General features: G+C 55.5%; 13 protein-coding genes. 7 read left to right on the top strand and 6 right to left on the bottom strand.

What is annotated here, in order from left to right; all coding sequences use genetic code 11:
* Positions 1-628: 628 nt before the first annotated feature.
* From MLC59_RS19020 to MLC59_RS19000, 5 genes are read right to left on the bottom strand one after another with little or no spacing between them, the layout of a single operon-like run.
* The gene (locus tag MLC59_RS19020; RefSeq protein WP_248237182.1) at positions 629-1021 is read right to left on the bottom strand and encodes a DUF2384 domain-containing protein; all 393 of its coding nucleotides are present in this window, start codon (positions 1019-1021) and stop codon (positions 629-631) included.
* Positions 1022-1074: 53 nt separating this feature from the next.
* Positions 1075-1788 (bottom strand): hypothetical protein, encoded by a 714-nt coding sequence (locus MLC59_RS19015; protein ID WP_248237181.1) that lies wholly within the window; start codon positions 1786-1788, stop codon positions 1075-1077.
* Between the two features lie 47 nt (positions 1789-1835).
* Complete coding sequence (locus tag MLC59_RS19010) at positions 1836-3182, bottom strand: type II toxin-antitoxin system HipA family toxin (protein ID WP_248237180.1); 1347 nt, start codon at positions 3180-3182, stop codon at positions 1836-1838.
* A complete protein-coding gene (locus MLC59_RS19005; protein ID WP_248237179.1) occupies positions 3169-3966 on the bottom strand; it encodes a metallophosphoesterase family protein in 798 nt (265 codons plus the stop codon). The genes MLC59_RS19010 and MLC59_RS19005 overlap by 14 nt, the downstream gene beginning before the upstream one ends.
* Entirely contained in the window at positions 3960-4484 is a 525-nt protein-coding gene (locus tag MLC59_RS19000; RefSeq protein ID WP_248237178.1) for a hypothetical protein, read from the bottom strand. Before MLC59_RS19000 ends, MLC59_RS19005 begins: the two co-directional genes overlap by 7 nt.
* A gap of 135 nt (positions 4485-4619) precedes the next feature.
* Here MLC59_RS19000 and MLC59_RS18995 point away from each other — a divergent pair, with 135 nt between their 5' ends.
* From MLC59_RS18995 to MLC59_RS18970, 6 genes are all read left to right on the top strand, one after another.
* Complete coding sequence (locus tag MLC59_RS18995) at positions 4620-4967, top strand: hypothetical protein (protein WP_248237177.1); 348 nt, start codon at positions 4620-4622, stop codon at positions 4965-4967.
* 171 nt (positions 4968-5138) lie between these two features.
* Positions 5139-5762, top strand: coding sequence for a 3'-5' exonuclease (locus MLC59_RS18990; protein WP_248237176.1), 624 nt, complete (start codon positions 5139-5141; stop codon positions 5760-5762).
* On the top strand, positions 5762-6418 hold the full coding sequence (locus MLC59_RS18985; RefSeq protein ID WP_248237175.1) for a metallophosphatase domain-containing protein: 657 nt from the start codon (positions 5762-5764) through the stop codon (positions 6416-6418). The genes MLC59_RS18990 and MLC59_RS18985 overlap by 1 nt, the downstream gene beginning before the upstream one ends.
* The gene (locus MLC59_RS18980; RefSeq protein ID WP_248237174.1) at positions 6415-6654 is read left to right on the top strand and encodes a hypothetical protein; all 240 of its coding nucleotides are present in this window, start codon (positions 6415-6417) and stop codon (positions 6652-6654) included. The genes MLC59_RS18985 and MLC59_RS18980 overlap by 4 nt, the downstream gene beginning before the upstream one ends.
* Before the next feature lie 9 nt (positions 6655-6663).
* A complete protein-coding gene (locus tag MLC59_RS18975; RefSeq protein WP_248237173.1) occupies positions 6664-7137 on the top strand; it encodes a nucleotidyltransferase family protein in 474 nt (157 codons plus the stop codon).
* 205 nt (positions 7138-7342) lie between these two features.
* The gene (locus MLC59_RS18970) at positions 7343-7549 is read left to right on the top strand and encodes an MbcA/ParS/Xre antitoxin family protein (protein ID WP_248237172.1); all 207 of its coding nucleotides are present in this window, start codon (positions 7343-7345) and stop codon (positions 7547-7549) included.
* A gap of 270 nt (positions 7550-7819) precedes the next feature.
* On the opposite strand, the gene MLC59_RS18965 is transcribed toward MLC59_RS18970, so the two are convergent.
* Positions 7820-8041: a helix-turn-helix domain-containing protein gene (locus MLC59_RS18965; RefSeq protein ID WP_091848186.1), complete on the bottom strand. Its 222-nt coding sequence runs from the start codon at positions 8039-8041 to the stop codon at positions 7820-7822.
* A gap of 72 nt (positions 8042-8113) precedes the next feature.
* On the opposite strand from MLC59_RS18965, the gene MLC59_RS18960 reads away from it, so the two are divergent.
* On the top strand, positions 8114-8973 hold an 860-nt coding region (locus tag MLC59_RS18960), incomplete at its 3' end, for a Tn7 transposase TnsA N-terminal domain-containing protein (RefSeq protein WP_248237171.1).

Here is an 8973-nt window from a genome sequence, read left to right as displayed (position 1 = left end):
CTTGCGTTTCTTGCTCATGATTCTCCTCCTTGTGGAGATGATGAATCAGAGCTTAGGCACCTGTCCAAAATTTGGGGGCCACTTCAGCTCTAGTCTTAACCAGCAGTAGGCTTTACGCCTATTTTTTTGATGTATTTCAACGGACTATGATATTACGTTAGCCTAAAAGTCTTCGGTGGTCCAGGGTCTCGTGTCTTTGATCGTTGAACTGAGGTTCCGACAGCGTAGCGATCTGAAGCAGTGGCTCATGAGCAACAGCGACGCCGACTTTGGTGTTGCACACACTGGTGTGCTGAGAGGCCTTTCTTTACTACGAGCTGTGGAGCTTCTTCGGGGCGGCGCTGCCTGTAAAGTATTTTATGTAGGCATCCCATATACCCGTTGCCAATCGTGTGACGAAACAAAAAAAAGGGTTTAGGCCGAGATACAGTTTTTGACACGGTCATTAGCGAACCAGAGATAGATCAATGGCCCATAGCGAAAAAAAAAGGGAATGGCGCGAGATTCTATTGTTCGCTTTGCGACCCGAGCGGCCAAATCGTAGCGGCAATGTATCTGTCTGGAGGTAAAAATGTGGCGCGATGGCGATCAACCTGAATCCGCTATGGGCCTTGGTGCTCCAAAAAGCTCAAAGCTGCGCTTTCCAATCAAAGTACCGGCGGGTCATTTTTAGCCCATCCTGGGGATCAGCCAACATGAAAGCCAGCGGCGACAAGCCGCAAAACGGCTCCTCCGTGGTGGGCTTACGAATCCGCTCTGCAGCTCGATCGTCGCTGGGGCAGAGAGCATCCAGTGCGCGCGCAATACCCATCAAATAACTGATCCGCTGAAGCACCTGCCCCGACATTTCACCCGGTTTGTCAGCCGTGAGTTCGTCGAACTCAGCCTGGCTCAGACCCAGCAACTGTTTCTGCTCCGCCTCTGTACAACCCCATTGGGCCATGATGTATCGGAATCCTTTCAGGGCGACCGCCGCCTTATTGGCGGGTACTGCTGGGCTTGGGCCTTCATTGCTTTCCATGTGGGCACTTCACCTTCACTTGATAGGGATGGCATCTCGGCCGGATCGCTGACTCAGGCGCGAGCCCCTGACTTTTCCATGAACTCGCTGATCTCCCGCTCCAGGCGTGCATGCACATCCAGTAGATCATCTCGGTCAACAGGCCGCTCTTTATTAAGACGATTGCGGGATTTCTTCCGCTCGATCTCCGCGCGCTGTTCGGCATAGACGTGGTGCAACACACCCACCCCCAAACTGGCGCTCTCTTCCTCGTTCATGTGTTTGCGCAGTCGTTTGAACTGTTCCGGTGTGGGCGGAGTCTGGCGTTTTGCCTCAATGTCCTTCTGGCGGATGCCGAAAGCTTGGCCCCACAGCCTGACGGCCCGGTCCCAGGCTTTGGAGAGGGTCTGGTTCTCGGTGATGGCAATGCGCATGGGGTTACCCGGTGCGTTCACCTGGAAGTAGCACTGCTCCGTCTGATTACCTCCGATGGTCCCGATGCCCAGGGTGATGCCCTGGAAGCCAACGCCTCTGAAGGGCTTAACCCGCGGGTGCTCGGTACGAATAAAGTCCAGGTATTTGACCGCCGCAGCCCGCATGGCCCAACGGGCTTCGTAGTACTCGGCGCGGGTTTTCTGATAACGGTACCAGAGCGTTTCGGGCACGGCGTCACCGGGGCGGCGCAGGCTGAAGTACTTCTGATAGCGCTTGCCACGAATCGTCGCGGCGACGCGCCAACCGTAAAAACCAGACGAGAGTTCGCCCTTATCGTAGAACTGGATCGCCATGGGTGGCCGAGTCATCCTTTTGTGGTGAGGTGTAAACGTAAATGCATTTACAGACTAATGGGTACACCGATGGGCAAGACCCGTGGGTGTCGGGTCACGGATTTTGGCAGCGCCTGCCAAGCATCGGTGCGTTGTAATTCAGTGAGGGCTGCACTACGGGATTGCAACCCGGACCAGGCTCGTTCCGGTGACTGTGCAAAGCGCTGAATCAAGCGCTGCCAGTCTGGATTCCCATCCTTTTGCCAGTCTCTGGGCCAGGTGGTGCTCCAGGCGATACCGTCTTCGTCCATCACCATGGGTGACACATCATAGATGGGCGTCAGTTCGAGCCCGTGGAACGTTCGATGAAATGAGGTATTACGCCCATGGTTGTCGCTGTTACCGAGTAACCGGTTGATGTGATCCCGGATAAGGTATTCGACCAGCATTCCATCCGGATCACTGGCCAGGGGAAGAATGACGTCCAGCGCATCAATGTGGCTTAGCCGGGCCCCGTTACCAATCTTGCCCATCACATTATACTGGGACTCCACCGGATAACGCTCCCCGCCCGGTCCGCGGTCGAAACGACGGACCCAGAGGGCATCGGGTTGCCAGCGCACTTCCGGCACATCAAAGCCTAACGAACCGAGGGCTTTCAGGTACAGGTATTCAGCACGGAGAATATCGATACGATTCCCGCTCACCGGCTCCCGAGGCCATTTCACCAGCCAGTAATCGGTAATCACACAGCCGTCCGGCTCGTTTCCGTCCAGATAGTACTGACCGTCATCGGCTCGGTTAATCAGCAGCTTGGGGTTTTCACCGCCTGCGCCCAGACCCGCCCAAACCGGATAGCTATCAGCAAGGCCGGCAGCTTTGCTGAATGGTTCGTAGGGCCAGTACCGGTCGCCGGCACGCTCAATATCCAGGGGCATGGGCGGGTTACGGTCGCCACTGAGGCTTGGCCCTTTGATCCGACAATTACCAATGGGCGAGCGGGCCGCTTCTTTTAACAGGCGCACATCGTGCTGTGGGCCATCCTGGGTCGTCAGGTCTTGCCACCTTGGAGACACCAGCCTCTCGAGCAAGCGCCTTCGGGCCCAGCCGCTCGGTATCAGATCCCTCAGCAAAGCTGCGACCGCTTCGCCCTCATACGTCTCAAGTACCTCGCCCGGCACCTGGGGGCTGGCCCACTGCACGAATGGCAGGCTGATGACGGGTACGAAATCGTCTGTCTGAAAATCCCCAAGGCCGAGGGTGACTCCAGGGTGCGGGACACAGGTCCAACCGTCCTGGCGTTGATAATCCAAACGCATGGGACTGAGCAGGCCAGACTTCGGCCGGTCAATCCTGATCTCCGCCAACGTATCCCAACCTGCCGGGCCCCAGCGTTCGAGTTCAACCAAAGGCATGATCATCCCCCCTCAATAGAACCACAACGCGACCATCCACGTTCAGGGCCTGGCCGTCGCCCAGCGAGATCAGCCACGGCCAGTCCCAATGCGAGTGTCCGAACACAGTCAGGCCGGAATACCCAGTCTCTAGTGATAGCGTTACGCCGGGGTCGCCACGGCGGCGACGCTCAACGTCCTCCGGCCCCTGGTGCAACAGGATCATGTGCGGCCGCAGGGCGGTGACCGACTCCATGACCGCCAGGAACGCTTCCTCATCCCGCCGCTGGTGACGCCCGGGATTCCCGATGATGCCGCTGACGCCACCGACCCGCAGTCCGGCTGCGTTGCGAACCTGACCATCGAGAATTTGAACCGACTTTGGCAGCGCCTTCGGTTCAGCCAACTCATCGTGATTGCCATGCACGGCGAGGACCTGTGGCGCCAGCGAAGCGAATGCCTCGTAGACGTCATCCACCGGACCGGTTCCACCGCGTTTATGGCAGTCTGGGTAGTCGTAAAGATCGCCACACAGAAACGCCACTTGCGGCTGCGGAATCGTTCCTTCCGCCACCAATGCCATCAGCGCTTCTGCTACAGGCACCCCCATCAGCCGGTTGGCGCCGCCGTCTTCACGCCCCTGCAGGTCGGAGGCAAAAAACAGCGCGTCTACGCCATCGGGCAACCCAGTGGCCCAGGCCCGATGAAAGGGCAGATGCTTACGCAGCGGTTTCCCGGAGGGGCCGCTGGTTCGATGGGGCAAGGTGTGAAATGGCGCCTGCTCTATGTTTACGATTCTCAGCATGCGGTCTCCAGCTGTTCAAGCAGCCATCGATCGACCTGCTCGCAAACGGCGTCGTTCTCCTGGGGATCAACGAGGCGGCTTTCCTGCCAGGCCAGCGCATCTTCCACCTGTCTCTCAATTGGATCGTCCGGGTTAGCCAGAGCTGCGCCCTGTCTGCCGGCGAATCTATCGCCCCTTTCCAAGGCCGCCATTCGTTCTCGCACCCATTGCTCCGCGGCTGCCCGACTGGCAAAACGAGGCTCATCTCGGATGAAAAAATCGCGGGGAATCTCGAACGAACGACCATCCCGGCAATAAGCGATGATCTCACCGGACATCTCTGGCAAGTAGCTGGTATCGCTCTGGAGTGCCTCAAGGGCGCTGCGGAAGTCCGGAAAAGGCGCTGAGAACCGATCCCTCAGGTCAAATGCTCGGTACGCAAAAATATTACTCAAGGACCCATCTGAGAGTACATCGGCGTGGGCCCCGTAAGCATCCAGATTCTCCAGAATACTGTTTTCACTGATTTTTTTAATCACTTCACGCCCTCCACCCTCGAACTACTGCCCTCGTCCAATGATACAAATTGTATCGTTTACTACCGTTGAGCTTTTGCATTCAGTTTCAAGACAGAGTAGCTTAATAAAATGAAACACCCAAGCAGGGATGTAAAAATGTCGATCCATTCGTTTGTCAACGGTTTTGTCACAATAGACACATTGCGTGCCCACTCTGAGGCCTGCCTCCAAGCTGCTCCAATTGGGGTCAATGACGGGGAGGATCTTCTTGGCGTCGTGCTTGACCCGCTTAGCTACGAGGGGCTGATGCGGCTAGCGATTGTTCATCGGCAGCAACAGTCCGGGAAGCAGCCCAATCAGACGATGAGCGAGGCCATGACTGCGTTCATAGATATGGGCGAGCGGCTACTGGGCGAAGCCTCGAACAGCGTTCCGGATGATGCGCACAACCGAAACCAACCTCATCGCGATCCAAGCCCAGATGACGAGCAGCCTCCCTCATGAGACGGAATCTGATTGTCCATCAGCATGTCGGGTGTAACCGGTTTGGCAGGAACTGGATCTGCGGCGATCTGCATAGCCATCGCGACCTCTTTATGTCGGTCTTTGAAGAAACGGGGAGCCCGCCATGTTACCGACACAGGAGCTCATTACGCTCGCGGGGTACTAATCGTCATGACAGAACACATTCCTGAAACCCCACTGCTCGTGGTGGACCTGGAGGCAACCTGCTGGGAGAACCGACGGGCTCCGAATGGAGACCCCCAAAGCGTTACCAATATGGAGATCATTGAGTTTGGGTGCGCGCTGGCCACCCGCTATGGAAAGCTGTTGGACAGCAAGTCGTTTCTGGTCAGGCCAACCTGGGCACCCCGGCTCAGCCAATTTTGCACAGAGCTGACCGGTATCGATCAATCCATGGTCGACGATGCTCCAGCTTTCCCGGAGGTTGTTGAGCAACTGGATGACTGGCTGGGAGAGCGAGCGGAATCGTTTATTTGGTGCAGCTGGGGAAACTACGATCGATTGCATATTCTCGCCGAAAGCAGAAAGCATAACGTGACCCCTGACTTCATGTTGTCGCCCCATCTCAACCTCAAGCGGATCTGGCGTCGCACGACCGGACAGAAACGGAAAAACGGTCTCGCTTACGCGCTCGCCTACCATCACCTTGAATTCGAAGGGCACCATCACCGCGGCGTGGACGATGCAAGAAATATGGTTCGCCTGCTCCCGTATATGGATTGGTCGCTCCAGGATCCGTTGCTCACCCATCCGAGTCCTCAGGAGAGATCGTGATGAGGCTCGTGTGTATTTCGGATACCCACGGCCTACACCGGCAAATCCCGGCTGTTCCGGATGGCGACGTACTGATCCACGCCGGTGACAGCCTGGGCCAGGGTACGCTGGAAAATCTGGCCGACCTGAACGATTGGCTTGGAACACTACCCCACCAGCACAAGATCGTTATTGCCGGTAATCACGACTGGGTCTTTCAGGAAGCACCAGCCTTGGCCCGGGAGACACTAACCAACGCGATATACCTCGAGGACAGCGGTACCGAACTAGACGGACTGCGGTTTTGGGGCTCCCCCTGGACGCCGCAGTTCCTGAATTGGGCGTTTATGCTTAAGCGGGGCCAGGCACTGCGCGAAAAATGGCAGCTGATTCCGAAAAATACCGACTTGTTGATAACCCATGGTCCACCAAGAGGCATCGGTGACCAGGTATCGGTGGATTTTCGCACCAGGGAGGTCGGCTGCGTTGACCTCGAACAGCGCCTGGAACAACTGCCCAACCTTCAGGCCCACGTATTCGGTCACATTCACGAGGGCTACGGCCAATACTTGCGTGGGCAGACCCGACTCATAAACGCGAGCACCTGCACCGCCCGATACGAGCCCACCAATCCACCCATTGTGTTCGATCTGAGCAAAACAGGAGATTACCGATGACCGCTGAAGAACTGATCGCCCGATTGAGAGCTTTGCCTCCGGACGCACCCGTTCTGGTGGAGGGGTATGAGAACGGATTTGACGAGATCGTAGAGCTGAAGGGGCAAGACGTGGTGCGTTATCGTCATGCTCAGCCGTGGGACGGTCAGTATCAACCACCGGAGAGTTTCGAGCAGCCAGCCACCGGCATCATGCAGGCCGCCGTGATTCTGGGACGTCGTGGACCGCTGCGATAGGAGAAGCTCATGTCACAACGGAAGCGATATAACCTGACAGATTTGGTCGTTCGGTGTGACTCAGCCGCGCCCATCCCAGACGAACTGAAAGAGTGGGACCAGGCGCCCTCCGTTGGCCTCGAGCAAACGATCATGGACGACCGAGTTGATATCAGCGACGTGATCCTCCAGTTCCGCGAGAGACTCGCGGACAACTATGATGTTATCCAACTGCTTCTGTTCGGCAGCCGGGCTCGAGGACATTATCATTCCGAGAGCGATGTTGACATTGCGGTGATTCTGCCGGGTGAGCCAGATGATTTCGTTGAAACCAAGTTAGAATTGGCAGGCCGAGCCTTTGATGTCTTGGTGCAAACGGGCGTCAGGATTCAGCCTTTCCCAATCTGGGAAACGGAATGGCAGGAACCCGCGAAGCACTCCAACCCAGAGTTACTGGCGACCGCCGCCCGAGAGGGTTTGATTATTTGGTCGCGCAATAAATGACAAGCGCCCTCGATGCCTACCAAGCACTCGACACCTTTCGAATTGGTCTGGCCCATCAAGGTTAGTATGTTTTAGTAACAAGATTTACTAATTAGTAAATCTTGTTACTAATCATTATTACAATGACCCACTGGGGCCATCACCGCATGGCGGAGGTCAAGAAAATGTGCAGAATAATTTGAAACTACGATGGGTAGCCAACGGCATGGATAGTGATCAGAAAGCCAAAGAACTCTTCGAAGACGCTTTAAAAAACCTTTTCGATGGTGATCAACAGCTCATCAGCCGCTGGCTGGAGACGCCGGTACCGGCTCTGGCTGGCGAGTCACCACAGACACTGATGGGGACGCCCACCGGGTGTGAAATTCTGGAAAGGTACATTAAGAAGCTGAAGTACGGCGACTACTCGTAATTTTGAGAGCTTGCCATTCTGGCCCCATCGCACACACCGGACGCCCCTTTAAAAGCGCTTAGCTTTGCGTCAAATCCAGCACTGTGCTCTTTCGGCGCCAACCCAAGATCCCTTGACTAGCCCATCTCGGCGGTGACCTGCCCCCCTCTAGCTTAACCGTTTCCAGCTTAGTAATGTTCATCACGCCAGAAAGTCCATCTACAGCAATCGCTGTAGGATTTCGTTTGCTCTGTTAGGCGAGGTCCACGCGAGCAAGCTTAACCATAGAACCTACTCCACTAAATCCACTTGAAGGTCGGCGCCAAGTTGAGCTGCGAGGGTGCTCATGTTCTTTGCTGAAATGTTCCTTTTTCCTCTTTCAACATCGCTCAAATAGGGGCGCTGGAACCCGCACATCTGCGCGACCTTTTCCTGAGTCAGCCCCTTTTCTTTTCTAAGTGCTCGAACCTTTTTGCCGAAATCGACCAAAAGTTTTTCCTGCTTGTTTGACATACGAACTCCTTGGTCTAATTTCAAATAGTAACTTATAAGTTACATCATCGGCCATCAAGCAGGAGTGGTCAAATGCTCTCCGAAGAAGAAGTCGTTGAAAGGTGTGCTCAGGCCGGTGTGTCTGAGGAGGGAACTGATATCGCACTCTCCATAAGGAGTTCCCCGCCCGCAAGGAAGGTAAAGAATTCTGCGGCCCTGCGGTCATCCACTTATATTTTCGCCAGCAAGAAGATGAGGCATACCGTCCAGGCGGAGAGTCTCTCGATAGAACTTCCTGCCATCTATAAGCATGAGTTCGATCGGTCGGTTCTTGAATACTATGACCAGCCCAGTGAGAAGATTTTTCTTGAATACCTCAGCAAAACAGGCCGTAGAGTAAAGGCGGCAAGCACGGCGGATTTCTTTGTCATCGCCGACAACTTTATAGGCTGGGAAGAGTGGAAGCCTTTGGAGCGGTTGATAAAACTCGCTGAATCTCACCCAGGGCGGGTTGTTTTCGATGAGACTTCGGGGCGGTATCGATGCCCTCCGGCTGAGGCTTATGCGGAAGCTTTGGGTCTCAACTTCAGGCTTTGCACTGAGCAGGATTTGAATCTTCGGTTGGTCGAGAATCTCAGGTTTTTGGGTGATTTCTGGAGCGCCGCGCCGCTGGATCAGACGCCCGTCCCAGAGGAAGTGTTCGGTAAGTCACGATGGCTCCGCCTGGCCGAAATCCTTAATACAGGATTGATTGAGGCGGACGAGTTGTATGCACTTATTGTGAGTCAGGCGGTGTACGTTGATCTCGAAAAAGATCTGCTCAGTCAGCCGCAATACTGCAAAGTTTTTAGATCGAAAGAAGATGCTAAGGCGCTCGGGTGCGTATTCCAGACCAAGGTTGCCACTGATTCCAGACGAAGCCTGCCACCCATTCCACGCGAAAGCTGCCACTG

It is taken from the genome of Marinobacter bryozoorum (assembly GCF_023156245.1).
In the GTDB taxonomy this organism is placed as follows: Bacteria; Pseudomonadota; Gammaproteobacteria; order Pseudomonadales; family Oleiphilaceae; genus Marinobacter; species Marinobacter bryozoorum.
Note: the sequence above shows the minus strand (reverse complement) of the source record. Positions and strands in the feature narration are given on the sequence as shown.